This is a genomic window from Photorhabdus bodei (genome assembly GCF_003287735.1).
Taxonomy (GTDB): Bacteria; Pseudomonadota; Gammaproteobacteria; order Enterobacterales; family Enterobacteriaceae; genus Photorhabdus; species Photorhabdus kayaii.
On sequence record NZ_NSCM01000013.1, the window covers coordinates 19119 to 44536 of the forward strand.

Sequence of the window (25418 nt, forward strand, 5' to 3'; positions counted from 1 at the left end):
ATGGTTAATTACCTAAAAACTACTTTGTAAATTGTTTTAAAAATAATCTTCAGGTCATAGAAAAATGACTGTTTATCAATATATTCTAAATAGTACTTGGCTTTTATCGGCATAATAATGTCGATATAGGCTTGATGAGGATCTTTATATTGGTTTAATACCTGGTTTTCATCGATCATTTCTATAGAAGCCAAATCTGTTATGCCGGGTTTTACCGATAATATTTTGTTTCTGACATCATCTGGATATTTGTCCATAAATTGTGGCACTTCAGGTCTTGGCCCGACTAAGCTCATTTTACCTCGAACAACATCAATCAATTGAGCTAATTCGTCAATTTTATATTTGCGGATAAATTTTCCAGAGTGGGTAATACGGAGGTCATTACCGATAGTAAGTTGTCCTTTTTGCTCTGATCCTGTCGTCATGCTTCTAAATTTGTGAATATAAAAATCTTGATTATATTGGCCTACCCGTTTTTGCCGGAAAAAAATAGGCCCTTTCGAATCCATTTTTATCCAGATGGCAATAGTCATTAAGATAGGAAATAATAGAATGAGTCCAATAAGAGAAGAAATAAAATCAAATAGCCTTTTTATAGCTAAATAATATGTCATCATTTATGCCAAGATCTCTTTAATTGTGTTGATAACGTAGATTTGGTCTTCTTTGGTCATTTTTGTATATAAAGGGATGGATACAATTCTTTTAAAGTTTTCTTCGGCAACTGGGAAATTGTTTTCATTAAGAGAATAGGTATTTTTCCAGATGGGTTGTTTATGTAAAGGAATAAAATGGACAGAGCAGCCGATGTTTTTTTCTGCCATTTTTATGATAAAGTCATCTCTGGATATTTTGACTTGATCATTTAATCTAATGGTATATAGATGCCAGGCGTGTTGGCTATTAGATTCTTGAGGTTTAGTCGGTAAGATAATCGGCAGATGTTTTAATTCATCATCATAGAGTTTAGCCATTGCCTCTCTTTTCTTGTGGAAAGTGTCTATTTTCTGTAATTGATGGATGCCGATAGATGCACAAATATCGGGCATGTTATATTTATAACCTGGTTCAATCACTTCATAATACCAGGCAGGTATTTTAGATTGATATCTATCAAAGGCGTCTTTGCTAATGCCGTGGAGGCGCATTATTTTTGCTCTTTTTATGATATCTGGATGTCTGGAGACTAGCATGCCACCTTCCGCTGTCGTCATGGTTTTATTCGCGTAAAAGCTGAATACGGTGACATCGGTATCTAGCGTGCCAATTTTCTTTCCCTTATATAAAGTCGGAAATGAATGGGCGGCATCTTCAATGATTCGTAGATTGAATTTTTTAGCTATTGCAATAATGGCATCCATATCACAGGATAAACCTGCAAAGTGTACTGGCATAATTGCTTTAGTTTTGGCGGTTATGGCTTTTTCTATTGCTATTGGGTCAATATTCAGGCTGTCAGGTAAAGAATCAACAAAAATAGGGTGAGCTCCCAAATAACGGACAACTTCTGCGGTTGCCGTAAAGGTATAGGTCGGAACGATGACTTCATCACCCGGCTGAATACCAATGGCTTCTAATGCTAAATGCAATCCCGCCGTGGCTGAATTTACCGCTATGGCTTCAACATCAGAACCTAAATATTGCGCAAAATCTTGTTCAAATCTTCTGGTTTTAGGTCCGGTGGTTATCCAGCCGGTTTTAAGTGAGTCAATGACTTCATCAATTTCGGATTGTCCAATTTCAGGTAATGCAAAAGGAAGGAATTTATTATTCATGATTGATGATGGCCTTGATGAAATTGTCGGCTAATACGGAATAAGCGTGATTTTCTAAAGCGTAAATTTTACCTTTTTGCCCCATTTGGTTTAATTCGTCAGTTGATAATTCACTGAGTTTTAATAAGGCTTGAGCAATCTCTTTTGGCTTGCCTGATTTAACTGTAATACCGCAATTCACGTCAGAAACGGGATCATTACCGGCGTCAATTGCACATAAAATAGGTTTGCCCGCCATCATGTAATCAATAAGTTTATTAGGGCTGATGCCAAATCTGAATAATGATTGCTTTTGTAACCCTATATAGGCAATGTCAATTTTATTGAGTAGTGTTGGGATTTGAGTTTTGGGGATCGGATCAAAGAATATAATGTTATTTATGCCCAGTAATTTAGATTCTTCAATTAAATTATCCTTTTCAAGGCCCGTGCCGACTAATAAGAATGTCATCGGTTTATCATGAAGAAGTGAAGCGGTTTTGAGCAGTTTTTCTAGTGCATTTGGGCGTCCATGGGCACCGCTATAGCATACAATTTTATGCCCTTTATTTTTCTCGGTTACAATAAGTTTTTCTAGTGAACTGTTTAACGGAGTAGGTTGATTTATCCAATCCTCTACAACCACGCCATTAGGGATAATATGTAATTTATTGAGATCTAATCCATGTGCTTTCGTATGTTCTTGTACATTTGGGAGCATGGAAATAACTATATCCGCATATTTATAAGCCGCGTTTTCAGCAAGTTGGCATAATTGAATAAATGGATGTTTAGGTGACATTCCACCTAATTCTATGGGTGAAAGAGGCCATAAATCATGGAGTTCAAAAACCAATTTTGCATTGGCTTTTTTGGCAAGACGTTTTGCCACCCAGATATCCATAGGATATGTGCTGGAAGCAATAACAACATCTGGTCGATATTTTTTGACTAAGTTATGGCTATCAAGCCAAATTTGCCGTAAAAAAGAGAAAATATTTTTGACTCTGGATAATCCGTTTCCGTTGTAGTTCGGGGTTGGATACCAGATATATTCTAATCCGTTAATATTTTCGGTGGTTTTTTTATTATCTATTAGTTTGGGTTGTTTGGTCCGTACATGAGAATAAGAGGCTGCAAGTAGGGTAATATTATGTCCCGATTTAACCCATTCTTGTCCTAAATGATATGGACGAAATTCCATCCCAAGATCCGGTGAGCCGGCATAGTGGTTTATATAGACGATATTCATAGTAATTTTTCTAGTTCGTCAGCAATTCTTGTCGCAGCGATACCACCACCATACATGGATTGAATCGAGTCCATATCGATTCCAATCATGTCATGAACGGCTTGGGTTATTTTTTTATTTTCAGCCTCCGAGAGTTTGTTTACGCCCGCTTCAATTAATTCTACCCATTCAGTTTGATCCCGCACGGTCACACAAGGTTTCTTGAAGAAAAAAGCCTCTTTTTGGAGTCCACCGCTATCGGTAATAATCAGGGAGGTGTTTTTAAGTAGCCAGATCATCTCTAAATATCCTACTGGCTCAATTAAATGAACATCTAAATGTAAGTCGTACTGTGCTAACATTTTTTTAGTTCTTGGGTGAATTGGCATAACAACAGTAACAATTCTTTTATGTATATCATTTAAGGCGTTTACTATTTCAGTTAGACGTTCCTGATTATCGGTATTTTCAGCACGATGGAGCGTGGTTAATATAAAGTTCTGTATCTCATCCAGCCCATCAGGTTTTTTCGCCATTTGGCTAAAATATAAAGCGGCATCTTCCATCACATCACCGATTTTTTTGATATTAACGGGCTTTGAGCCGAAGCCTTCTTTTTGTAGGTTATTGACGGCAGTGTCTGTTGGACAAAAGAGAATTGAACTCACATTATCGGTTAATATTCTGTTTATCTCTTCGGGCATATTCATATTAAAGCTACGTAAACCGGCTTCAACATGGATAATCGGAATATGTAATTTAGATGCGGCTAATGCGCCAGCTAAAGTCGAGTTTGTGTCGCCATATACCATAACGGCATCCGGTTTTTCTGTGATGAGTACTTTTTCAATTTCGATGAGCATTCTACCTGTCATTTCACCGTGTGAGCCACCGTGAATATTGAGCGTGTAATTCGGTTTGGGAATGGCTAAGTCATTGAAGAATACATCAGACATATTAGTGTCAAAATGTTGACCTGTATGAATGATAATTTCTTTAAATTTTTTATTATTTTTTAAGGCAAGAGAAACAGAGCTTGCTTTAATGAATTGTGGTCTGGCGCCTAATACGGTGATGATTTTTTTCATATCGATTAACGTCCAATTTGTTGATAAAATTTGGTTAGTTTATTTTGTTCAATATCCCAATTGTATTTTTCATTGACTGCCAAGAGACCATTGTTACCCATTTCTTCTGCTATATCAGGGTTATTTGATAAGTAATCTATCGCATTAGCTATTTGCTTAGGGTTTAATGGGTCGACACAAATGCCACAATGGTTTTTTACAACAATATCTTTCCATAATGTGAAGTTTGAAGCGATAACAGGGATGCCGGCACTCATATATTCGAATATTTTATTGGGTTGGGCATCAATATGATTGGGGAGTGGGTGATATAGAACGATACCCGCAATAGATTTAGATAAAAGTTCCTTGGTTTCTATACGATTTAAAAATCCCAGAGCATCTATTTTGTGCCAATTTTTCATGCTTTTTATTTTGTTCTCTAAATCTGTGTCAGAAAAATTGCCCGCTAATTTCATTTTTGTATTCGTCGTGAGGTAAGAGAGGGATTCAACCATCTCGGCTATACCTCTAATGTCGGAAATACCGCCGACATAGCAGACTTGTTTTTCTTTTTCATGCCAGCTGGCATGCTTATTATATAACTCACCTAATATGGGATAGTTATTAATGTCTATGGTGTTGTTATTGAGTTTTAAGAATTTATCTCTTATTGATGGTGTGGCTGTAATAATGCCATCAAATTTAGGAGTAGAATACTTCTCGTAGAAGGCGAATAGTTTAGAGATAATAACGCGGGTAAATTTATTTAAATAAGGCTTGCTAAAAATTTGTTTAGGGACATCTTCATGGGCGTCAAAAATGACTATTTTACCTTTCTTTTTGAGTTTTAATCCGATAGGGATGAGTTCCGGATCATGAAAATGATATAAGTCAGCGTCTAATTCTAATGCTTTTTTATAAACTTTATCGGTTGTTTTAAAGATTCTATTTAATCGGCCGGGTAATATACCGACATCAATGATAGCAATGTTATTCTTGATTTCATTATCTTTGCCATCTGCGACAATAAGCGAGACCTCATGTTCTTTTTGTAAGGCAGAACATTCTTTTAGGAAAATACGGATGTCGAAACGTGAATGTACCGAGGTCATGTGTGTAATTTTCATAAGGATATTTTGTTAGTTTTTGTAGGGAATAAAAATAATAATATGCTTAATGCCAGCAGCCCATAGGTCAGTAGCAGTGCTGTAATTGCTGAGTTTGATATTGTGTATACAAAGGGTAGATAGAGTGTCGTTGAAAATTCAAATGGAACCTTTTTTGAGCTCAGGTTCATGGCAAAGATTAATATATTAAATATAAAAAAGTTTATGATTAAACCCAGTGTACCGTATCTGGCGATACCGTCTCCAATAAAGCCAGTATTCGCTGAGCCTGAGGTACCATAATAGATTTGAGAAACTATTTGAGGAGCTTCTGTCGTAAATTCACTATTGTTGTTGTAGATATAATCATAAAAGTAATAGGTATTTAATGTTGGTGTGAAGAATACTCTGCGTAGCCAATGTATCAGTGGATCATAAAAATCGAAAATAAAATATAATATCCCGGCAGCAAGGAATAAATAGAGAATGATATTTATCACCGAGTTACTTATCGATCTTGTTCCTTTTATATAGAAGAATAGCATGATAACGGCAAGATTCATGAATGCTATACTTTTTAATCCTGAGGAGCTGTAGATTAAATAGGAAATCATAATGCTTATTGTAATGAGGACATATTTAATCGGACCTCTGATATAGAGTGAAGCTAATAATAGTAATGGTGAGATAACATATCCCCCATTGGTGATGATGTACATAGTGAGTAACGGCGTGTTGTCTTTAAAGTGCTGTCTCACGGAATAAACTTTAAATATATTAGGAGGTATTAAACTTAATCCAGGATTACTAATGACGAATAGGAGTACAATAATACCACATCCTATTATAAGTATTTTATATAAATCCCACGGAATTTTTAGTTTTGGTATTGTTATTCTATCTATTATCCGAAAGAATAATATAGATGAGAAAAATAATATGTTTATTGTGCATACGAAAATGATTGAATAGACAGAAGCTGAATTAATCAGTGGGAATATAATTGATACCGGTATAATGTAAGTGATATAGATTAACCATAAAAAAACCATCACGGGATTTTTTTGGTTGTTGAGTAAAATGAGTGGTAAAAATGATATCCAACAGAAAAAAATACTTAAGTAACCTTGTGGGGTAATATTATAGCCTCTTACCTCATGGAATGTATCTAATATAAGCACTGAATTCAGGTAGATAATAACCTGATAGATAAATATTTTCAGGATTATTTTAATATTATTTTGCATTTTTGCTGATAAAAAAGTAAATGGATGATAATACTAAGATAGACAGAAAATACATAGTGATGAATTGATAGTATGCCCAACTCGTAGGGCCATGTTTTATGTAATAATACCCGCTATTAGCGGCGGAGTTATTCCAATTATTATATAAGTCTATTATTTCTTTATTTTTAAAATTTTGATTTCTATCTATCAGATCTTTTAAAAGAAGGGTATGTATTTTATGATATTTAATGTTACTTGGATTGCCAATTAAATCGTAGCTAGACCATTCGTTTTTTATGTCGAACTTAAATATATTATGACTGATTGATTGATATAATTTATCGGATATTTTGGTATTTTCATCTATATTTAGATAATTTTCAAAAGATTCAATACCATAAGTAGAGTAGACCATACCGTTTAATACAAAAGCTAATTGGTCTGAATTGGCTTGAGGATCAACATACTCTTCAATCCAGGGCATATTATCTAATGTTGTTAAACTTCCGCCTTTATGGATAGGCGCGAGTGATGATTGATATAGTAATTTCGAAGTCAGCAAATATTTATCATCACCAAAATAGTCATAAGCTCTTAATAAGAGAATAATGGCATAGGCATCGGTTAGCCCAGACCACCAGGGGGCAGAGAGTTTATTATTTTTGTAGCCTTTATATGACCAATCAAAATCATATAAGTAATGATTTTCACCATGAAATAATTTTATATTATTAAATAACCAATCGGCTGAAAATTTAAAATTAGTCATTAATTCATTTTGATTGAATTGAGGTGGCGGTACATTCCATCCCGGTAAGGATGAATCGGTTCGCCATAATATATTGGTGTTATCTTTATTCGTTAAGCCTAAAGAAGAGTATATCAGGCCATAGTGAACAACATAAAATGGGGATAAGAATGGCTCTGGAATATGAGGTGAGTGAGATAAAGGAAAACCATTGCTATTAAATTCGCGTTGAGTGAATTTCCCTTTCATGACTAGGTTTCTCACATTGCCATTGAATTCGTCTAGCTCATAAGCATATTTATTGAATGTATAGCTGACAATCATCACGATAATGATATAGGGAATTATTTTTATTATGATTTTCTTCATGTTAACCTTCTTTATGCATGAAAGATAATTTTAAAATATAAGCCGTACTTGTCATATAAAGAACAAAACTTGTGAGTGAAAATAATAACAGGGTAAGGTAAATATCGCCTAATAGATATCCAGCAAGGAGGGCGATTAATCTTAATATAATCGATATTGTTTGAATAAATAAATTGCTTTTCTGATGTTCATAGATGGATAAATATATCGATAACGATGAATATATTATTTGTCCGCATAAGTGCGGTATTAAACATAATAGATATTTACCTGATTCAAGCCATTCTTCACCGAAAATAAAGCTTATGATGGGTATGCCCGCGAAGTATGTCACTATAGCAAATAAAATAGCAATGAGCGTTAGACAATAAAATGTCTTTTTTATCTTTAAGAAAGGTGATATAAGTGTGTCTTTTAAGTATCCTTGTAATATAGACGAAACGGTTTGGGTTAATAGTGTAATTGGAGCGCCTGATATTCTGGATGCAATTAAATAAAATCCTGCCGATTTTAGCCCATAGGTGGACATGATAAATAATTGGGGCAGCTCATTACTAAACGTGTTAATTGAAGCCGCAGGAAAATCATAAACTGGAAATCGATAATATTTCTTAGCCAGTAGTCTTATTTTTCTAAGTTCATGTTTGCTGATAATTAAACGATATTTGGATCTTTTACTTAAAAATAGGACACCTAACGATTGACCTAATATTTGGCCTAAGATGAGACTGCTTGCGCCTAAATGGGCAATGCCGCCAATGATTTGGGTGCTAATCATGGCAACTGTTTGCGTTATTTTAGTGATAGAGAGTGCATAGTATTGTTTTTCTCTTATATTATTGAAACTCACTGCCCGATAAAACCCATAAGTGATAATACCTAGTGGGATATAGTATATATAGTTTCCTATAATTATTTTTTCAGGTGTATTAGATATTGCAAAAATAGTGATAACTATTAGGCTAATGGTTATTGGAATAATGCAAGATAATGTGATTAATGAATTAATTTCACGATTTTTTTCTGATGAACTTATTGAAAATTCATAACGAAGACAAGCACCGACGGCAAAAACACTTAAAAGCGATGAAAATGAAGCATAAATACCTAATTCTTCCGGTGAAAATAGTCTTGTTAATACTGGCGTTGATAGTAATAATAATATCTGGCTGAATAATGATGAGAGTAATAAGCCAGATATATTCCTCAATAATTTATAATTCATGGATTTTAAATTGAACTGGCAATTTTATTAATTAAATCTATGGATAAATAAGGATGCATCGGCAAACTAATGACTTCTTGTGCGATTTCGTCTCCTATAGGCAGAGCAATATGGCTGGCCACCGCGGGTTGTTTATTCAGGGGAATAGGGTAATGCACGGCGGTTGGAATGCCTTGTTCTTTTAATTTGTGTTGTAATTCATCGCGGTTTTTAACCCGGAGAGTATATTGCGCATAGGCCGAGAGATTGTGAGGTTCAATATACGGCGTGGTCATGATGCCGATATTGTTCAACGCCTGATTATAATTTTCTGCAACAGTTTGACGTAATGCCATTTCTTCATCAAATATCTCCAGTTTGGGCAACAAAATAGCCGCTTGTAGGGTATCTAAACGGCTGTTCACCCCGATTCTGATATGGTGGTATCGTCTGTCTTGCCCATGACGGGCTATTTGACGAATAATTTTCGCCAGTTCTTCATCATGGGTGAAAATAGCGCCGCCATCGCCGTAACAACCCAACGGTTTGCTGGGGAAGAAGCTGGTACATGAGATGGTTGTTAAGTTACAGGAACGTTTGCCTTTATAAGTCGCGCCAAAACTTTGGGCCGCGTCTTCTATTACGGTCAGGTTATGTTTTGCTGCGATGGCATTAATTTCGTTAAAATCGGCACATTGGCCGAATAAGGAAACCGGAATAATCGCTTTGGTTTTTGGTGTAATCGCCGCTTCGAGTTGCGCCGGATCTAAATTATACGTCGTGGGTTTGATGTCAACATAAACCGGAACTCCGCCCAGTAGCGCAACGGTTTCAGCGGTGGCAATGTAGGTAAAGCCGGGGGTAATCACTTCGTCGCCGGGTTTAATGCCAATCGCCATTAAGGCTATTTGCAAGGCATCGGTGCCATTGGCGCAGGTAATACAATATGGCGCTCCGGTGTAGGCAATCAGCTTTGCTTCTAATTCGTCGACTTCGGGCCCTAAAATATATTTTCCGTGTGTTAATACTTTCTGGATATTCGCGTCAATTTTATCTTTAATTTTAAGTTGCTGTGCTGCCAGATCGGTAAATTGCATGCCTTTATCCTTGCTTATTTAATTCGCGCGACAATATGGTTATTGAGTTGATAAATATGCTGAGTGTGTGGACAAATGGCGGTAGCTTGTCCGTGCAGCGGTAAATCGAGTTGTTCACCAAATTCACTCATCCAGCCAATGTGTTTGGCCGGCACACCTACCATCAGGGCATAATCGGGAACATCTTTATTGATTACCGCGCCGGCGCCAATAAAGGCATAAGCGCCAATGGTAGTGCCGCAAATAATGGTACAGTTGGCGCCTAAGGTGGCGCCTTTTTTTACCCGCGTATTTCGATATTCACTTTTTCTTTCAATTAATGAACGGGGATTATAGACATTGGTGAACACCATGCTGGGGCCACAAAATACCCCATCTTCCAGATGAACATTGTCATAAACCGAGACATTATTTTGTATTTTGCAGTGATTGCCGATGGTGACTTTATTGCCAATAAAGACATTTTGTCCTAAGGAACAACCTTCGCCAATTTGCGCGCCAGAACAGATATGGGTGAAATGCCAGATACGGCTGTTTTTCCCGATTTGCGCTCCTTCATCAACAATGGCACTGGAATGTATCATTACGTGTTCTGCTGACATGAGGCCGGTTCCATTGATTTAATAGGTTAAAGGTAAAGAGATGGTTTTATTATCTCTGGCGGATAAATAGGCGGCGATAAGCAGTTCTAAGGATTTTAATCCTTCCCGGCCATCGGTTATCGGTTTGGCGTCGCCTTTCATCACCTCAATGACATTTTTATAATAAAGCGGGTGACCAAAGCCATAAACGGAAGTGGTTTCGTAATTGGCGGCTTTGACTTGTTGGTCATACTCTTTTTCGTCAGCGAAATGCCATTCCTGAATTTCATTGACGGCTAACCCCCCCACTCTGACCGTGCCTTTTTCCCCTAAGATGGTGATTGAACCTTCGAGATTTTGCGGATAAGTGCACATGGTAACGGCCATCGAGCCTAATGTGCCATCCCGCCAGCGGATATTGAGTACCCCGGTATCTTCTGTCTCGATATCCAGGTGGGTCGAGGTCATGGCCTGAACATCTTTGACCGGGCCGATTAGCCATTCAATTAAATCAACATAGTGGCTCGCCTGATTCATGAAGGCACCGCCATCAAATTCCCAGGTACCCCGCCAGGCGGCCTGGTCATAATAGGCTTGGGGACGGGTCCAGAAAACATTGAGGTGGACCATGTGGATTTTGCCAAACCGTTTTTCGCTGACTGCCCGTTTCAGTAATTGCAAGGTGGCATTTAAGCGGTTTTGTTTGACGACAAAGAGGTGTTTTCCGGCTTTATCCGCCGCCTTAACCATGTTTTCCCCATCAGTCAATCGGGTGGCCATCGGCTTTTCGGTGACGACGTGAAAGCCTTTATCAAAACAGGCTATCGCCTGTGCTGGGTGAAGGCCGGATGGAGTGGTCAGGATAATGATATCCGCTGTGATGTTATCCAGCATCGTGTTTAAGTCGCTGAAACCCGGGACGCCGGTTTTTTCTACCGCTGTGTTTAATGCGTCTTGATCGTTATCACAGACGGCGACTAATTCGGCCGCTTCTTGATGTATTTCCAGAGAATTGAAATGATTTTTAGCGATCCGTCCACAACCGACTAAAGCAAATCTTATCTTTCTGTCGTTGATCGTGCTCAGCATAATCTTATCCTAAGTTAAGCTTTGATAATGTTTGTGTGATTGGGGGAGTATTTACCACGAGTATCGACGACTAATTTGGCGTGATTGATAATTAATTCATAATCAAATTTATCGTGATCGGTGGCTAAAATAACGCAGTCGAAGGTTTTGAGACTATTTTCCGTGATGGGCTGGCTGATTAAATTAAAATGATGTTCACGCATTTTCGGAAAGACCGGGACATGCGGATCCGCATATTCAATATTGGCCCCTAATTCGCTTAATTTTTCCATAATATGTACTGAGGGGCTTTCTCTCATATCATCCACATTCTTTTTATAAGCGATGCCGAGGATTAATATGCGGCTGCCATTAATGGATTTATTCGCTTTATTTAGCGCTAATACGGTTTTGGTGACCACATAATCGGGCATGGAGGAATTGACTTCACCGGAGAGTTCAATAAAGCGGGTATTAATACCATATTCTCGGGCTTTCCAGGTTAAATAGAAGGGATCAATTGGAATACAGTGCCCGCCTAATCCGGGGCCGGGATAATAGGGAACAAAGCCGAAAGGTTTGGTTGCCGCGGCTCTAATCACTTCGTGGATATCAATGCCCATTTTATCGGCAACGAGTTTCATTTCGTTGACTAAGCCGATATTGACCGCCCGATGGATATTCTCCAGAAGTTTTGTCATCTCCGCCGCTTTAGTTGAACTGACGGGAACAACCTGGTCAATGGCGTGTTGATACACGGCGATACCGGCTTTTAAGCAGTTTTCCGTGTGGCCGCCGATGACTTTAGGAATGGTGCGGGTTTCGAAATCAGGGTTACCCGGGTCTTCGCGTTCCGGTGAATAGACCAAAAAGATGTCTTCACCGACGGTTAACCCGCTCTCTTCAACTCTGGGTAATAATTCTTCTTCGGTGGTGCCCGGATAAGTGGTACTTTCTAAAGAGAGGACTTGCCCGGCTCTTAAATACGGTTTTACCCTATCGGTGGTGTTAATCACGAAACTAATATCGGGTTCACGGTATTTATTTAACGGCGTTGGGACGCAAAGAATAATGGCATCGCATTGAGCGATGTTGGTGAAATCCGTCGTGGCTTCAAAACCGGTATTTATCGCGTGACTGATTTTGGCGGAGGGAATATGTTCAATGTAACTTTGGCCTTGATTGAGTTTATCTGTTTTTTCTTTATCGATATCGAAACCAATCACTTTAAAACCAATATCGTTATATCTGAGCATTAACGGTAAGCCAACATAACCCAGGCCAACAATGGCAATGGTGGCGGTTTTATTATCAAATTTCTCGGTGAGAATGTTGAGTGAGGACATATTTTGCCTTTTAAGTAAAAATAAAACTTATGAAAATACATTACATTTTGTTTTTAATAGGGTGCTATCTATTGCCATAAGTTTTATTTGGCAGGTGAAACTTTAACAAGCTTTTTAAATAGATTGTGTAAGATATATTACTGAAATAATAAATAAGGTAATAACAAAGCTACCGCACTAGGTTATTGGCTCCCAGAACTCCATAGAACGTTATAATTTTATCTACTGTTTTGATTTTTCAATGCTTTTGTCTGCTGTAATAGAAAAGCAATGAAATATAAGGTTTTTTAATGAATAACAGGGGAGGTTAAACCGTCAGACTCATCGGGTCAAGTATAAATAAAATTTATTTGTTTAATAAATTTGCAGAATAAGCTTAGCAGAAATCTGTATTACCGGCCATGAAGTGGTAGCCAAATAACCAAGCGTAAGCCGCCGAGTGGGCTGTCCTCAGCACGAACCCAACCGCGGTGCTGGTTAATCGCGGTTTCAACAATGGCTAAGCCAAGGCCAGTGCCACCGGATTCTCGATCGCGGGCTTCGTCTGTACGGTAGAAAGGGCGGAATATGTGTTCACGGTCTTCCGGGTTGACGCCTGGGCCGTCATCATCAACGGTAATGGTGATCCCTTGATTATCGGTGTGAAATACGACCGCAATATGGTGGTGGGAGTAGCGTAAGGCATTACGCACGATATTTTCAAAAGCACTGCCAAGTGCTAATGGGTTGCAGTAAATTGCCCAGGAACTCGGTGGTAAGGTTACTTCAAGGGTTTTATCCATCTGTTCAGCTTCGAAGCGGGCATTGTCAAGAATATCGTTCCATAAATCTGTCATTTTGATGTTTTCTCTCAACAGTTCATTTTTATGCTGACTGCGGGAGAGTACTAACAGATCGTTAATCATGCTGTCTAGCCGTTGGGCTTCTGTCTCTATTCTTTCCAGCTCTTTATTTTCACCATGACGGCGGCGAAGTAATGCTGTCGCAAGTTGTAAGCGAGTGAGAGGCGTGCGTAGTTCATGGGAGATATCGGAAATTAACCGTTGTTGTGCGGTGACCATTCTTTCCAATACATTGATCATCTGGTTGAAGCTGTTACCGGCGGCCAGAAATTCTTGTGGGCCAGCTTCCAGTTCTGGATGCTGGCGTAAATTACCTTTAGCAACATCGTCTGCGGCATTTTTTAATTTACGGGCAGGCTTAGCCAAACTCCATGCCAGCCATAATAGGAGTGGCGCACTGATTAACATGGTGGCAGTTAATAATAATAGTGGCCGGTCGAACATCAGATTAATAAAATCCGATTGTGGGCTATTCGCTGGACGAACTAAATAAAGTTGATAATGATCTTCTCCATCTCGAATGGAAAAGGGCCCTAGCATTTCAGAGCGGCCATATTTTTTCTTTTTAGGATGATCAGCGTTATCTGATTGTCCAATAAAGTTACGGACAACTTGCATTTCACTTCTTTGCGCGCCAATAACGCGCCCTTCGCTGGTGACCAGTATTAGGCGCTGACTTGGGGGGGCCCATTTTTCAATCGCGCGAAATAAACGGCGCCACCAAAGTAAATCGTTAGCGGGATCTTGAGCTAATTCAGCTTCGATATGTTGTTCCAGCATGACTCCCTGCCGGTATTCATTTTCCAGCAGAGAGGTCAGTTGTCTGGAATCCAGTTTCGGCACCATTAATACCAACATTAGGACTAACGCCAGAGTAAACCAGAAAATTGCGAAGATGCGTGCCGTCAAACTGTTTATCATGTCGCAGAAACCATTAAATATCCTCGGCCACGTAAGGTCTTAAACCAGGGGAGTCCATCTTCCCGCTCAGGCAATTTACGGCGTAGGTTAGAGATATGCATATCAATTGCGCGGTCAAATGGCGTGAGTCGCTTACCTAATACTTCCTGGCTCAAATGTTCACGGGAGACAACTTGACCTAAATGTTGAGCTAATAGATAGAGCAAAGTAAATTCGGTACCGGTTAAATCGAGAATTTGATTAGCAAAGTTGGCTTCCTGTCGGCCAGGGTTCAATTGTAGGTTATCGACCTGAAGCGTGGGTGGGCCATTGTCTGTTTGCTGTTGTTCACTCCAGTTTGAGCGGCGAAGAATAGCACGTATACGTGCCACTAGCTCACGATCATTAAATGGTTTGGCAAGATAGTCATCTGCCCCTAATTCTAGTCCCAGAACACGATCCAAATCACTTCCTCGCGCTGTCAGCATGATGACTGGAGTTTGATGGTGTAGACGAAGCTCCTTTAATGTCGTAATGCCATTTTTACGCGGCATCATAATATCGAGTAGTAATAAGTCGATAGAATCGTCAAGGAATTTTAATGCCTGCTCTCCGTCATGAGCGACAACAACGTTAAATCCTTCCATTTCAAGTAATTCTTTTAATAGTGATGTCAGTTCACGGTCATCATCAACTAATAGGATTTTATGCATCGATTACTTCCTCCAAGAGCAAAAATACGATAACAAACTTTGCTATTCCATGACTTTACGTTCTTTTACAAGCCTTTGACGCTAGTTTGCAGCCGCGTAGGTATAGTTGTCCACATTGGACCTAATAGCATCGTTCGGGGAAACGAGGAATTGTTTAATGCGTAACATAGCAGCGTTAGTTTTAGCGTCAATATTTGTTCTTAGCTCGACTGCATCTTTAGCTGGAACAGCAAGTACAATGCACGCTGCTACGGTACCTGGTCATTGTGCGCCTTGTGAATATAAAAATGTAGGAAGTTATCATTATCGTAATAATAACGATATTGGTGATAACGACCATATGTTTAGCGGTATCACTTTAACTGAGCAACAGCGTCAACAGATGCGTGATTTGGTAGGGCAGAAACATCAACCGCATTCATCGATGTCAATGAGTCCCACAGAGCGAGAAGAGATGCGTAAGCTGGTCACTGCGAAGGATTTTGATGGAGTGGCTGTAAAGGCTCTGATTGAAAGGATGATCAGATGTAATGTGGAACACCAGGTTGAAATGGCACGAATCCATCACCAGATGTACCAACTGTTGACGCCTGAGCAACAAGCACAATTGGAACAACATTATCGGCAGCGTATGTCTCAGTTACCGAACTGATTTGTAGTACCCATAGAAGCAAAGTAGTAGCAAACGAGAATTTTTCCTTGCCATAGACACCATCCCTGTCTTTCAGGCCCTTTTTAGGGCCTTTTTTTTCAGTCACTTACAACGTATTTCTTTGTAAAACAACAACATAAAAAAGTATAAAGGGGTTGGAAAGTATACGAAAGTTTTTGAGTGTGGACGCTTGTTGGACGTTCGCCACACTCTCTAGCTTTATTCTACTTCTATCCCACCCTTAAGAGGGTTTAATGTAATGGCATGTTGCAGATAGTCGGGTGCTAGATGCGCATACGCCATAGTTTGTTGTATATTGGCATGACCAAGTATTTGTTGCAGTGCAACAATGTTTCCACCTTTCATCACAAAATGACTTGCGAATGTGTGGCGTAGAACGTGCGTTGCTACCGCTAAAAACTTCAAGTTTTTGCAATGTCGTTATCATTCCTGATAGACGATACATATCCCGATTTATCGTTGACGCTTTGATCCCATCAGCCAGGCGATTACTGCGGTGTTCCAATAAAACATGCTTGTTGAGACGGTTTATAGATGGATCATTTAACTGCCTGATTGTCTTCATCAGTTGTCGTTTTTCTATAGTGCCGTTCTCTGCGGTTTGTCCGTGATATAGCCACCATAAGTTCAGTAAATCACTAAGGTCTCGTCTATCAGTTCTTGTACTGAGTTTTTGAGCATTTGCCATTGAATGACGTTCGAAGGCAATAGCTTCTGTCTTCTTGTTGAATGTTCTCCTGATGCGATTTCCTTGTCGCCCAAGAGGTCTAATGTCCACCATATAACGACCATCATCGAGCTTCTTAATTGGCATAGTGAAGCCCTCCGATGCAACAAATTGATTGACTGTCGATCCAGTCGATTAATTCCTCATGTAGTGTTAGCCAGTTTTCCGGTCTGAGTGGTGTGACGTTTTGATGTCTGCACCATCAGGGGAGAGAGTTGGGCTAATTTGCCCAGATTTTGGGGCAATCTTTCCCGTCATTAGCCAGAGTGTGTATTTTTCAAATTTGGGGTGATTGGTAATTTGTAGGACGGCGCTTATGCTGCAACAGTTTCTGTAAAATAGTTACCCTTTCTTCACTTAATTTTATACTTGGATATCAATGCTCAAATTTGGCTTTTAAATCACCATTTAATACCTTTGTTCGAGTCTGTAGTAAATAATGTGTGCCCCGTTGATTTTTGATGTTGTATCAGTGATGGCAGCTCGCAGGACGAGACAGCTACGCTGGCTTGATGAACAGCACAACGTAGCACCTGCCCGCTCAAAGAAGATGACGGGGGTGATTCATCTGTTAATGAAGGATACGCGCAATCAGAATATCGGTATCCCGGATAGTATAGAAAACCGTGTGGCGGTGAAACTCAACCCGCATTACACCTGGGACAGATAGGTATTCCCTCCCTATATGTGGCATCTCTGCTAGCGTGTCAAAAAGTGCTTCCAGTGCCTCCGTATAATGGTCAGCCTGAGCTTCACCGAACTGCAAAAGTGTATAATCATAAATCCCAGCAAAATCTTCAGCAGCCTGATCCGTGAGCTTATACATTATGTCTGCGTTTCCGTTGTTCCGCTATATCCCGTAGGGTCAGCGAGCTTTCCCCACTTTCCAAGCCAGCAATAACCGCCTTGCGTACAATCTCATCGTAAGCTTCTTGTTGCTCCAGCAAACGCAGCGCCGAACGTATAACTTCACTGGCATTTCCATAACGGCCACTTTCAATCATGTGCTGTACGAACCCGTCAAGCTGTTCGCCCATACTGACAGTAGTAATTTTTCTCATATATCACCAATGTATTAATAGTTAATACATCAAGTATGCAGCAGATCAGGCCGCATTACCAACGTTCTGCTTAGTCCTACCAACCCGATCAGCAATGCCTTCTTTGACCAATAAATTTTGCAGACAATGGTTGCGTTAACTAATTGCCATTTGAGGAGATTTGGCAATAGCTTTTTGCAATGGATAAATCACTGATCTATCGGTCAGAAGAATGGGATTGCACAAATGAATGTTTTTGTTCTTATGGTTGATGTAGAGAAAAGTTGGCAGTTATCGCAGCTACCCGGTAACTATCTATGTCTATGATAATTAAATATTTAATTGCTATATATTTTATTTAATATAGTTGATTTATGTAAAGATGGCTTGTATATAAATAAGGTGAAGTGACATGAATATCAGTTACTAAAAACGAATATTTTTGGTGCTTGAGCACGTTATTTTAGCTATGAACAATTTCAGCCGTATTTGACGTGTGAAGATGTTGAAAAGATACAACGTGCAATAATTAAAATATGGCGGGTTATCATTTTTTTGTTTTCTTTGAAAACAACATTGTTGTTATAGGTTATTGTGCTAATATGACAACACAAATGACAACATTTTCTTTGGGGCAATAGTGAACGAAGGAGGGTGAATGGAGACGATTCATTTTCGTATTGATGAAGAAACCAAGCGTTTAGCCATGCAAGCTGCCAAACGCCATCAGACAGACTTAACAAAGTTAATGAGACAAAAAGCCGAAGAGTTGGCGAATGAAGAACGTGAGTATCAAAAAAATACCCATGCTCACTGGTTAGAAGCGGAAATTGAGAAAGCAATTGACCGATGTGAAAATGGTTTGGCTCATTTCATCGATGATTCTGAAAGTCATCATCGGATGGCTCTACTGCGTAATAAGCTGAGCAGGGGATAAAGTGATACGTCTTTCATGGGAAGAAACCGCCCAAACTGACCGGGAGCAAATTTATTTCTACTTCTTTGAACAGGCTGGGCTGTTATTGGCTGATAAAGTTGATACAAAATTTTCGGAAATGGCTGAACTTCTGAAAGTTAGCCCATATGCAGGCGTAAAGGCTCGTAACAGCCCAGATAAACGTTATAGAAAACTCGTTGTCCCTCATTTTCCTTTCATCATGCTCTACCGTTACGATGAGGATATAGAAAATATAAAAATTCTCAGAATATTGCACACCTCCAGAAGAATAACCGGGCTTTTTTAAGTAAAAAACTTTGAGGTGAATCTCAAAAATATTCCAGCCAGATAACTGGGAGCATTTCTTTGTCTGACAGTAAACTGAGTTATAAAAAAGCCCCTCGGCATGCGAAGGGCTTTTTTTGTATATCGATGTGGTCACGGTGTGGACATTTTTGTTTTTAAATCCTTTTATTACAATGTGTTATGTTTGGAAAACAAACACCATCCCTGTCTTTCAGGCCCTTTTTAGGGCCTTTTTTTTCAGTCACTTACAACGCATTTCTTTGTAAAACAACAACATAAAAAAGTATAAAGGGGTTGGAAAGTATACGAAAGTTTTTGAGTGTGGACGCTTGGTGGACGTTCGCCACACTCTCTAGCTTTATTCTACTTCTATCCCACCCTTAAGAGGGTTTAATGTAATGGCATGTTGCAGATAGTCCGGGGCAAGGTGTGCATAGACCATTGTTTGGATTATGCTGGCGTGCCCTAATATCTGTTGTAATGCAATTATATTCCCTCCATTCATCATGAAGTGGCTGGCAAAAGTGTGTCTGAGGACATGAGTTGCTTGCCCTTTAGGTAAGTCGGGCTTTACTACATGTAAGATCTTGCAGAAATTTATGTAGTCAACATTGAACAGCTTGCCCATTTTCTTTTTACCACGAATTTCTTTCTCTAATTTGTCAGAAATGGGAACGATGCGTTGATCTCCATTTTTGGTATTTAGAAAAATTACACGGCCTTTTAATACCTGTTGAGCTGCCAGACTTTCCGCTTCCCCCCAGCGCGCGCCAGTGCTAAGGCAGAGTAAAGCCAGCTTTTTTTCCTCTTTATTTAGAGAATTAAGCAGTAGTTCTATCTCTGGTATTGTGAGATAGGTCATAGCAACATTTTTCTCGCTTAATGGCTCTAATCCTTGTAGAGGATTTGTGCCGGTAAATTCCTCAATTTTTATTAAGGTCGAGAACATACCGGATAGTCTGTACATATCTCGATTTACAGTTTTCGCGCTTATTCCATCAGCCAGCCGTTTTCCCCGATGTTCCATGATGACTCTCTTTGTGAGGTGACCTATTGTGGGGTTGTTAAGCTGCCTCATTGTTTTGGTGAGATGTCGCTTCTCTATTGCTCCATTGTCTGTGTTTTGTCCGTAATATAGCCACCAAATATTGATGAAATCACTCAGTTGTGTCTTATCATTCGTGGTGGATGGTTCACTATTGCTAGCCTGTGTGAGCGTGTAACGTTCAAAGGCAACTGCTTCACTTTTTCTATTAAATTTCCTACGGAGTCTTGTTCCTGTGCTGCCGTAGGGTCTTACATCCACTTCGTAGCGTCCATCATTGAGCTTCTTAATTGCCATAAGTAAGCCCTTCGATGAAACTGACAGATTGTGACCACAACTCGTCAGCATACGCATAACCAATATCTAGCCAATTTTCTGGTTTGAGTGGAATGAGGTTTCGTTCTCTGGCCCATTGTGCGCGATAGCCGGCGAGACTTGACCAGCTTCCGGTGCTGTAGTGTCAGTCATTAGCCACAGCGTATATTTTTTGAACTTAGGGTGTTGAGTTAATTTAGAAAGTGTGTTCCAGCCGGGTTCGTTATGTCCTCCCTCTAATTTTTTTAATGTGCTAAGGGGGAGCTGCATGATTTCACAGAATTGTGATTGACTCAGGTTCTCTGCATTACGCATGGCCTTTATTTTTTCTCCTATGTTCATTGACTTAGTTCCGAGTATTGATCTAGTATTCGCTTGGTGGTGTAAAAGTCGGAACCATCAAGCACGAGCAAAACACCTTGTAAACAGAGTTAGAACGGGTTTAAAGGTGTTTGATCTAACGAGGTTAACAAATGAGTGAAGAAGCGTACAAGGTTGAATATCCAGTTGATGCCGTACCGTATCCAAAATTTGCGGCTTTGATCGGTAAAAAAGAAGCGGCTGTTCAAGAAATGGTAAAGCAGAACAAGTTGCCACTTATTGAATGGCGTGATCCGAGTAAACCAAAAGCTAGGGTAGGGGAGAAGTGGATTTATGTTCCTGAGTTTAATCGTGCTATGCGCGAGGCATTCTACAACCGGCCAAAAGAACAGCGTGACGCTTGGCTATTGTGGATTGGGCTATAAGGTGCGTGTTATGACTCAGATCCCAACACCAGAGGAATACAAAAAGGGGCGGGTAAAATTTGGAAAATTACTTATTCAGCCTTTACGCAAGAACGCCGTAGTTCAGATTACTCAATATCAGGTCAGTGATGGCGAATACTCTTATGGTCAATTCGATTCAAAAGAGCAGGCTATCAGTTTTGCAAGGCAGCTTTACGGGAGAGAAATCAATGAATGAATTAATGAAAATTCCGCATAAATATAAATTAACTGGCGATGATTTCAAAAAGACGAATCATTACAAATATTTCATGATTTCGGTAATTGGTTTGGCAACTGTGATATTAACCCCGTTATTAGTTTTTATTTACAGGTGATGAAATGGCAAATACAGAACCGTGCCGTGCTGTTGTCTTAACACTGGATGAGAAAATCGATGGTCTCAATAAAGCCTCTGAGGCGCGTAATCGGTATTTTTGTGATGATAAAGAAAATAATAACAAATTGGCCGATTTCATGGAAACTATGCGTGATCGCACAAATAACCGCGTTAGAAATAATGAACGGGTTTTGCATTTAATTTTTCACTTGGCAGGTTTTGATAAAGAGCGTTATCACGTCAAGTTTAAGGAATTAACAATAGAGGAACAGCGTTCATTAATATTGGCAATTAATCAACTTCGGGCAGTGGCGTCTATATTGCCAGATAAATTGGCATTGCCAAAGCCAACTCAGTATTAATTTAAAGCATAATTTAAGAAATTAATGCGAAAATTCGCAGGGCTTTTTATTACCTAAAAATAGGAAATAGAAAATGAATATAGAGAAATTAATTAAAAAAAATAGAGAAGACGAGCGCAAGATATTAGCCGAACGTTCTTCTTCACGTCTGTTAAAAATCGCGGCGCATATTGTGGCAAAGAAATTGGATTACGCCGCTTCATCTGCATTGTTGAACAGTGAAGCCGAGAAAATAGAACACGAAGCACGGGAGTTGGAGAGTGTCTAGGGAAATCGACCATGCTTGCCAACATGCTGAGAAAACGCTAGAGCGCAGAATATCAGAGCATGTAAACCGCTCCGTCGGTGTCTCTGCGTTTGAATGTGAAGAGTGCGACCAACCTATCCCTGTGGAACGTCGGATGAATATCGCTGGAGTCATCCGCTGCGTCGCATGTCAGGAAGTTTTTGAACTGAAACAGAAGCATTATCGGAGTATATGAATTGGTGAATAAAACTATCTTGAAATGGGCAGGCTCTAAAATTCGCATTATGGATAAATTGCTACCCCATCTGCCAGCAGGTCAACGGTTGGTTGAACCGTTCGCAGGTTCATGTTCTGTAATGATGAATACGCAATATGATGCGTATTTAATTGCAGATGCTAACAGCGATTTAATCGATATGTATCAATGCATCAAAGAAAATTGTGATGGATTTATAAATGCTGCGCAAGACTGGTTTTCGTATTTTAATAGTGAACATGGGTTTTATTGTCTGAGAGCTTTATTTAATTCTGATGATGAAAAATATAAATCGCAGATATGGCGCGCATCGGTATTTTTATTTCTAAACCAGCATTGCTTTAATGGCCTGTGTCGTTATAACTCAAAAGGTGAATTCAATGTGCCTTTTGGGAACTGTAGAAAACCTTACTTTCCCGAAGTAGAAATATTGGCGTTTGCTGAGAAATCCAAGATTGCTTCTATCCATCGTGCCGATTGGCGCGAAATACTGAAACTGGTTGATTTTGGGGATATGGTTTATTGCGATCCGCCTTATTTCACCAACGGCGTTAATTTCACGCAGTATTGCAAAAATGGCTTTCTTCATCATGACCATAAGGAGCTGGCGACTTCTCTGAAACAGCTTAATGAATTATTGGGCGTTCCTGTCACAGTGTCCAACTCCATTGAGGCCAAAGAACTTTATGCCGATCTGGGGTTCACTATCCATGAAATCGAAGCACCCCGCACCATTGCCGCCAATGGCAATCGTCAGCCAGTAATAGAAATTATTGCGACGCTAGAGGCGAGTGCATGAGTGAGTTAATCGACTTGTTGCAGGAGCACAACAGCGATTACCAGCAGTCAAAACGCCTGCAATATGAGATGTTCAAGCCCGGTTTGCCCGGCGAGTCAACGTTAGCTGAACAGATCATGTGGCAGGTAAACCCTGATGATTATGACTGGCGTCATAAAATTATCGGTGATATGCCCGATTTTTTGGCGCTCTATTTTGCTACTCGGTACAAAAAAATATTTACCCAATCGGGGGGTGATCGCCGTCGTGCTAATACGTTTTTGCGTCAGTTTGGCGAGAACGTATTACCACGGCTGAATAAAGTCACTGAACGCTATCAATTCAAGGATCAGGTATCCGGCGTTACCCCGTTCCCCTTTATTGAGCAGTTAGAGCGATTGGTTACGTTGGAGCGTAAGGATATCAAACAGCTTGCCTGGGGAATTTCCCATTTTATGGCCGAGAACTACGAAAATACATCGGCTCAGTATGTCAATCAACAACCTGCGAGCGAACAAGACGCCAGAGAACGTTTGATCCGTATCTATGAGTTACTGGCAAAACTGACTCAACAAGCTGGCACAACAGCCCCTTACTGGCAGCAGTTCACCAAAGGCAGGGAAGGCGCCACAGTCGATCAATTGTGTGCCGGCCTCCTGCGCATGATGTCGGATAAATGGTGGTATGCCCGCTTGAAAAGAATGCGTGATATTCGCGCTGAGCATATGGCTATTGCGGTAGGTCAAGTGCAGAAATCAGCCTCTCCCTATGTTTCCCGTAGTACGCTGCGTGAATGGTTGGAACAGAAGCGCCGCAATTGGGACTTTATCAAACAGTTTGATGTTGAGAATGAACAGGGCGACAGGGTGCCGCTGGAAGATATGGTACTCGGTAGTGTGGCTAATCCTGCTGTCCGCCGTAGTGAATTGATGGTGAGAATGCGCGGTTTTGAAAATCTGGCTGACGAACTCGGCTATGTCGGTGAGTTTTATACCATCACTGCTCCATCAAAATGTCACGCTGTCCATAGTGTCGGTGGCTTTGTTTCAAATTGGAATGGGGCCAGTCCCCGTGATACACAAAAATATTTGTGCAACGTCTGGGCGAAAATCAGGGCGGCTTATTCCCGTGCGGGGATCAGCGCCTTCGGTTTTCGTGTAGTTGAACCTCACCATGATGGGACTCCTCACTGGCACATGTTGCTGTTTATGCGTCCTGAGCATGTCGATGAAATGCGCGACATCATGTGTTATTACGCCCGGTTGGAAGATTCAGAAGAATTACAGGGGCAAAAGGCACTAAAAGCACGATTCCATGTGAAGCCCATCGATAAAGCGAAAGGTTCGGCTACAGGCTATATTGCTAAGTACATTTCTAAGAATATTGACGGTTACGCGCTGGATGGCGAAAAGGATGAGGAAACAGGCCAACTTCTTAAGGATATGTCATGGTCTGTTGCTGCTTGGGCCAGTCGTTGGCGTATCCGGCAGTTTCAGCAGATCGGCGGTGCGCCCGTTTCCGTCTGGCGCGAATTGCGTCGTTTGCGTGGTGATGAGCAAATCTTGCCTGATGCAGATATGGATAATGTCCGATTTGCTGCGGATGTGGGGGACTGGTTCGCCTATACCGAGTTCCAAGGTGGGCCTCTGGTTGCACGAAAAGATTTAACCGTGCGGTTGTCCTATGAAATCACCGAACAGGGCAATGCCTACGGCGAAAATGTGTTGCGTATTTCTGGTGTCTATTCACCCAGCTTGGGCGATTCCTCTTCTTTTATTACCCGTACTGTTAAATGGAACATTGTTCCTAAATTTAACGCTGATGTTAAGGGTGTGGGTTTGGGGTTTTCTGGCGGCTCTGCCGCCTCTTGGAGTTCTGTCAATAACTGTACGGGGTGTGACAGTACGGTCAGAGGCGGTGATCTGTTAGTGGAAAAAGTTATCGATTATGCGGATTCAATCGGCATGGATTTTAGCCGGGCTATGGCGAAGTCATTAATCATCGGAGGAAAAATCAACATAGGTGAACAGTTGTTCAAGTTATGGACGGATGGCAGTTTTATTCCGATAGAGACGGAATGTCAGAAAGAAGCCCGTCGCGATTTGTTGTGGCAGCGGATTAAGAATATTGGTGAAATGAGGAATAAATGATGAAAGTTTTTGTGGTAAAGCACAAGTTTATTGATTACTCGAAAATTGTCGGCATTTTTCTATCAGGGGGAGAAATTTAGAGGGTAAAACGTTCCTTAACCCCAGTCGTCAGTGATGTTTTGATGGGAATGAACTGTTAGAATGCAAAATGGGAAGTAAATCGCAATTTATCCCCATTTGTCTGGCAAGCAATATTAAGTGAGGAAGTTAACGAGTT

28 protein-coding genes and 2 pseudogenes are annotated in these 25418 nt (G+C 40.2%); 10 read left to right on the forward strand and 20 right to left on the reverse strand.

Translation table 11 applies throughout. From position 1 onward, the window contains the following. Positions 1–8 precede the first annotated feature (8 nt). The 14 genes from CKY02_RS10450 to cpxR all read right to left on the reverse strand — a co-directional run bounded on the left by CKY02_RS10450 (position 9) and on the right by cpxR (position 15261). Positions 9–617: a sugar transferase gene (locus CKY02_RS10450; protein WP_240002037.1), complete on the reverse strand. Its 609-nt coding sequence runs from the start codon at positions 615–617 to the stop codon at positions 9–11. Positions 618–620: 3 nt separating this feature from the next. Beyond that, positions 621–1778 (reverse strand): DegT/DnrJ/EryC1/StrS family aminotransferase, encoded by a 1158-nt coding sequence (locus tag CKY02_RS10455; RefSeq protein ID WP_112895254.1) that lies wholly within the window; start codon positions 1776–1778, stop codon positions 621–623. Further along, positions 1771–2961 (reverse strand): glycosyltransferase family 4 protein, encoded by a 1191-nt coding sequence (locus CKY02_RS10460; protein ID WP_240002038.1) that lies wholly within the window; start codon positions 2959–2961, stop codon positions 1771–1773. The genes CKY02_RS10455 and CKY02_RS10460 overlap by 8 nt, the downstream gene beginning before the upstream one ends. A 44-nt stretch (positions 2962–3005) precedes the next feature. Then, a complete protein-coding gene (wecB, locus tag CKY02_RS10465; protein WP_112895256.1) occupies positions 3006–4076 on the reverse strand; it encodes a non-hydrolyzing UDP-N-acetylglucosamine 2-epimerase in 1071 nt (356 codons plus the stop codon). 5 nt (positions 4077–4081) lie between these two features. Further along, on the reverse strand, positions 4082–5170 hold the full coding sequence (locus CKY02_RS10470; RefSeq protein WP_240002039.1) for a glycosyltransferase: 1089 nt from the start codon (positions 5168–5170) through the stop codon (positions 4082–4084). Positions 5171–5181: 11 nt separating this feature from the next. Next, positions 5182–5883: a hypothetical protein gene (locus CKY02_RS25680; protein ID WP_238399200.1), complete on the reverse strand. Its 702-nt coding sequence runs from the start codon at positions 5881–5883 to the stop codon at positions 5182–5184. A gap of 517 nt (positions 5884–6400) precedes the next feature. Continuing rightward, the gene (locus tag CKY02_RS10480) at positions 6401–7510 is read right to left on the reverse strand and encodes a D-glucuronyl C5-epimerase family protein (protein WP_112895259.1); all 1110 of its coding nucleotides are present in this window, start codon (positions 7508–7510) and stop codon (positions 6401–6403) included. Between the two features lies 1 nt (position 7511). Beyond that, complete coding sequence (locus CKY02_RS10485) at positions 7512–8735, reverse strand: lipopolysaccharide biosynthesis protein (RefSeq protein ID WP_112895260.1); 1224 nt, start codon at positions 8733–8735, stop codon at positions 7512–7514. Positions 8736–8740: 5 nt separating this feature from the next. Beyond that, complete coding sequence (locus CKY02_RS10490; protein ID WP_112895261.1) at positions 8741–9811, reverse strand: DegT/DnrJ/EryC1/StrS family aminotransferase; 1071 nt, start codon at positions 9809–9811, stop codon at positions 8741–8743. 14 nt (positions 9812–9825) lie between these two features. Further along, a complete protein-coding gene (locus CKY02_RS10495; protein WP_112895262.1) occupies positions 9826–10413 on the reverse strand; it encodes an acyltransferase in 588 nt (195 codons plus the stop codon). 18 nt (positions 10414–10431) lie between these two features. After that, positions 10432–11481 carry a Gfo/Idh/MocA family protein gene (locus CKY02_RS10500; RefSeq protein ID WP_112895263.1) on the reverse strand — a complete coding sequence of 350 codons (1050 nt, stop codon included), beginning with the start codon at positions 11479–11481 and terminating at the stop codon, positions 10432–10434. A gap of 14 nt (positions 11482–11495) precedes the next feature. After that, positions 11496–12806 (reverse strand): nucleotide sugar dehydrogenase, encoded by a 1311-nt coding sequence (locus CKY02_RS10505; RefSeq protein WP_112877774.1) that lies wholly within the window; start codon positions 12804–12806, stop codon positions 11496–11498. 392 nt (positions 12807–13198) lie between these two features. Beyond that, entirely contained in the window at positions 13199–14569 is a 1371-nt protein-coding gene (gene cpxA, locus CKY02_RS10510; RefSeq protein WP_112895264.1) for an envelope stress sensor histidine kinase CpxA, read from the reverse strand. Then, positions 14566–15261, reverse strand: coding sequence for an envelope stress response regulator transcription factor CpxR (gene cpxR, locus CKY02_RS10515; protein WP_112877772.1), 696 nt, complete (start codon positions 15259–15261; stop codon positions 14566–14568). The genes cpxA and cpxR overlap by 4 nt, the downstream gene beginning before the upstream one ends. 157 nt (positions 15262–15418) lie before the next feature. Here cpxR and cpxP point away from each other — a divergent pair, with 157 nt between their 5' ends. Beyond that, complete coding sequence (gene cpxP, locus CKY02_RS10520; RefSeq protein WP_112877771.1) at positions 15419–15913, forward strand: cell-envelope stress modulator CpxP; 495 nt, start codon at positions 15419–15421, stop codon at positions 15911–15913. Positions 15914–16132: 219 nt separating this feature from the next. On the opposite strand, the pseudogene CKY02_RS10525 reads toward cpxP, so the two are convergent. The 4 genes and pseudogenes from CKY02_RS10525 to CKY02_RS10540 all read right to left on the reverse strand — a co-directional run bounded on the left by CKY02_RS10525 (position 16133) and on the right by CKY02_RS10540 (position 17722). Continuing rightward, positions 16133–16748 (reverse strand): annotated as a pseudogene (locus CKY02_RS10525) (phage integrase). Positions 16749–16975: 227 nt separating this feature from the next. Next, positions 16976–17118: pseudogene (locus tag CKY02_RS25685) on the reverse strand (ISKra4 family transposase); the annotation flags it as partial. Positions 17119–17232: 114 nt separating this feature from the next. Next, the gene (locus CKY02_RS10535; RefSeq protein ID WP_112895266.1) at positions 17233–17487 is read right to left on the reverse strand and encodes a type II toxin-antitoxin system RelE/ParE family toxin; all 255 of its coding nucleotides are present in this window, start codon (positions 17485–17487) and stop codon (positions 17233–17235) included. Further along, positions 17480–17722 (reverse strand): type II toxin-antitoxin system ParD family antitoxin, encoded by a 243-nt coding sequence (locus tag CKY02_RS10540; protein ID WP_112877769.1) that lies wholly within the window; start codon positions 17720–17722, stop codon positions 17480–17482. Before CKY02_RS10540 ends, CKY02_RS10535 begins: the two co-directional genes overlap by 8 nt. A 637-nt stretch (positions 17723–18359) precedes the next feature. On the opposite strand from CKY02_RS10540, the gene CKY02_RS10545 reads away from it, so the two are divergent. Together CKY02_RS10545 and CKY02_RS10550 are read left to right on the forward strand one after the other, a co-directional pair. Beyond that, positions 18360–18638: a damage-inducible protein J gene (locus tag CKY02_RS10545; protein WP_112878970.1), complete on the forward strand. Its 279-nt coding sequence runs from the start codon at positions 18360–18362 to the stop codon at positions 18636–18638. Between the two features lies 1 nt (position 18639). Continuing rightward, positions 18640–18945: a type II toxin-antitoxin system RelE/ParE family toxin gene (locus CKY02_RS10550; RefSeq protein WP_112895267.1), complete on the forward strand. Its 306-nt coding sequence runs from the start codon at positions 18640–18642 to the stop codon at positions 18943–18945. 357 nt (positions 18946–19302) lie between these two features. On the opposite strand, the gene CKY02_RS10555 is transcribed toward CKY02_RS10550, so the two are convergent. Then, a complete protein-coding gene (locus CKY02_RS10555; RefSeq protein WP_023043963.1) occupies positions 19303–20286 on the reverse strand; it encodes a phage integrase in 984 nt (327 codons plus the stop codon). Between the two features lie 66 nt (positions 20287–20352). Next, positions 20353–20646, reverse strand: a complete 294-nt coding sequence (locus tag CKY02_RS10560) for a helix-turn-helix domain-containing protein (protein WP_023043964.1) — start codon at positions 20644–20646, stop codon at positions 20353–20355. A gap of 131 nt (positions 20647–20777) precedes the next feature. Here CKY02_RS10560 and CKY02_RS10565 point away from each other — a divergent pair, with 131 nt between their 5' ends. From CKY02_RS10565 to CKY02_RS10595, 7 genes are all read left to right on the forward strand, one after another. Continuing rightward, on the forward strand, positions 20778–21050 hold the full coding sequence (locus tag CKY02_RS10565) for a Cox family DNA-binding protein (protein ID WP_023043965.1): 273 nt from the start codon (positions 20778–20780) through the stop codon (positions 21048–21050). Positions 21051–21060: 10 nt separating this feature from the next. Next, complete coding sequence (locus tag CKY02_RS10570) at positions 21061–21267, forward strand: hypothetical protein (protein WP_023043966.1); 207 nt, start codon at positions 21061–21063, stop codon at positions 21265–21267. A gap of 143 nt (positions 21268–21410) precedes the next feature. Beyond that, positions 21411–21770 carry a DUF5347 family protein gene (locus tag CKY02_RS10575; RefSeq protein WP_023043968.1) on the forward strand — a complete coding sequence of 120 codons (360 nt, stop codon included), beginning with the start codon at positions 21411–21413 and terminating at the stop codon, positions 21768–21770. Positions 21771–21843: 73 nt separating this feature from the next. Continuing rightward, positions 21844–22038, forward strand: a complete 195-nt coding sequence (locus CKY02_RS10580; protein ID WP_023043969.1) for a DUF2732 family protein — start codon at positions 21844–21846, stop codon at positions 22036–22038. Then, positions 22031–22252 carry a TraR/DksA family transcriptional regulator gene (locus tag CKY02_RS10585; protein ID WP_023043970.1) on the forward strand — a complete coding sequence of 74 codons (222 nt, stop codon included), beginning with the start codon at positions 22031–22033 and terminating at the stop codon, positions 22250–22252. Before CKY02_RS10580 ends, CKY02_RS10585 begins: the two co-directional genes overlap by 8 nt. A 4-nt stretch (positions 22253–22256) precedes the next feature. Then, entirely contained in the window at positions 22257–23072 is an 816-nt protein-coding gene (locus CKY02_RS10590) for a DNA adenine methylase (protein WP_331271570.1), read from the forward strand. Further along, positions 23069–25201: a replication endonuclease gene (locus tag CKY02_RS10595; RefSeq protein WP_112895268.1), complete on the forward strand. Its 2133-nt coding sequence runs from the start codon at positions 23069–23071 to the stop codon at positions 25199–25201. The genes CKY02_RS10590 and CKY02_RS10595 overlap by 4 nt, the downstream gene beginning before the upstream one ends. The last annotated feature ends 217 nt before the right edge of the window (positions 25202–25418 follow it).

What these genes read in the sequence shown, in the direction of transcription:
- cpxP (WP_112877771.1), top strand. Translation starts at nt 15,419, where the DNA reads ATGCGTAACATAGCAGCGTTAGTTTTAGCGTCAATATTTGTTCTTAGC.
- CKY02_RS10545 (WP_112878970.1), top strand. Translation starts at nt 18,360, where the DNA reads ATGGAGACGATTCATTTTCGTATTGATGAAGAAACCAAGCGTTTAGCC.
- wecB (WP_112895256.1), bottom strand. Translation starts at nt 4,076, where the DNA reads ATGAAAAAAATCATCACCGTATTAGGCGCCAGACCACAATTCATTAAA.
- CKY02_RS10570 (WP_023043966.1), top strand. Translation starts at nt 21,061, where the DNA reads ATGACTCAGATCCCAACACCAGAGGAATACAAAAAGGGGCGGGTAAAA.
- CKY02_RS10485 (WP_112895260.1), bottom strand. Translation starts at nt 8,735, where the DNA reads ATGAATTATAAATTATTGAGGAATATATCTGGCTTATTACTCTCATCA.
- cpxA (WP_112895264.1), bottom strand. Translation starts at nt 14,569, where the DNA reads ATGATAAACAGTTTGACGGCACGCATCTTCGCAATTTTCTGGTTTACT.
- cpxR (WP_112877772.1), bottom strand. Translation starts at nt 15,261, where the DNA reads ATGCATAAAATCCTATTAGTTGATGATGACCGTGAACTGACATCACTA.
- CKY02_RS10540 (WP_112877769.1), bottom strand. Translation starts at nt 17,722, where the DNA reads ATGAGAAAAATTACTACTGTCAGTATGGGCGAACAGCTTGACGGGTTC.
- CKY02_RS10595 (WP_112895268.1), top strand. Translation starts at nt 23,069, where the DNA reads ATGAGTGAGTTAATCGACTTGTTGCAGGAGCACAACAGCGATTACCAG.
- CKY02_RS10480 (WP_112895259.1), bottom strand. Translation starts at nt 7,510, where the DNA reads ATGAAGAAAATCATAATAAAAATAATTCCCTATATCATTATCGTGATG.
- CKY02_RS10560 (WP_023043964.1), bottom strand. Translation starts at nt 20,646, where the DNA reads ATGAACATAGGAGAAAAAATAAAGGCCATGCGTAATGCAGAGAACCTG.
- CKY02_RS10450 (WP_240002037.1), bottom strand. Translation starts at nt 617, where the DNA reads ATGACATATTATTTAGCTATAAAAAGGCTATTTGATTTTATTTCTTCT.
- CKY02_RS10490 (WP_112895261.1), bottom strand. Translation starts at nt 9,811, where the DNA reads ATGCAATTTACCGATCTGGCAGCACAGCAACTTAAAATTAAAGATAAA.
- CKY02_RS10455 (WP_112895254.1), bottom strand. Translation starts at nt 1,778, where the DNA reads ATGAATAATAAATTCCTTCCTTTTGCATTACCTGAAATTGGACAATCC.
- CKY02_RS10460 (WP_240002038.1), bottom strand. Translation starts at nt 2,961, where the DNA reads ATGGAATTTCGTCCATATCATTTAGGACAAGAATGGGTTAAATCGGGA.
- CKY02_RS10505 (WP_112877774.1), bottom strand. Translation starts at nt 12,806, where the DNA reads ATGTCCTCACTCAACATTCTCACCGAGAAATTTGATAATAAAACCGCC.
- CKY02_RS10495 (WP_112895262.1), bottom strand. Translation starts at nt 10,413, where the DNA reads ATGTCAGCAGAACACGTAATGATACATTCCAGTGCCATTGTTGATGAA.
- CKY02_RS10580 (WP_023043969.1), top strand. Translation starts at nt 21,844, where the DNA reads ATGAATATAGAGAAATTAATTAAAAAAAATAGAGAAGACGAGCGCAAG.
- CKY02_RS10470 (WP_240002039.1), bottom strand. Translation starts at nt 5,170, where the DNA reads ATGACCTCGGTACATTCACGTTTCGACATCCGTATTTTCCTAAAAGAA.
- CKY02_RS10535 (WP_112895266.1), bottom strand. Translation starts at nt 17,487, where the DNA reads ATGTATAAGCTCACGGATCAGGCTGCTGAAGATTTTGCTGGGATTTAT.
- CKY02_RS25680 (WP_238399200.1), bottom strand. Translation starts at nt 5,883, where the DNA reads ATGTACATCATCACCAATGGGGGATATGTTATCTCACCATTACTATTA.
- CKY02_RS10575 (WP_023043968.1), top strand. Translation starts at nt 21,411, where the DNA reads ATGGCAAATACAGAACCGTGCCGTGCTGTTGTCTTAACACTGGATGAG.
- CKY02_RS10500 (WP_112895263.1), bottom strand. Translation starts at nt 11,481, where the DNA reads ATGCTGAGCACGATCAACGACAGAAAGATAAGATTTGCTTTAGTCGGT.
- CKY02_RS10555 (WP_023043963.1), bottom strand. Translation starts at nt 20,286, where the DNA reads ATGGCAATTAAGAAGCTCAATGATGGACGCTACGAAGTGGATGTAAGA.
- CKY02_RS10565 (WP_023043965.1), top strand. Translation starts at nt 20,778, where the DNA reads ATGAGTGAAGAAGCGTACAAGGTTGAATATCCAGTTGATGCCGTACCG.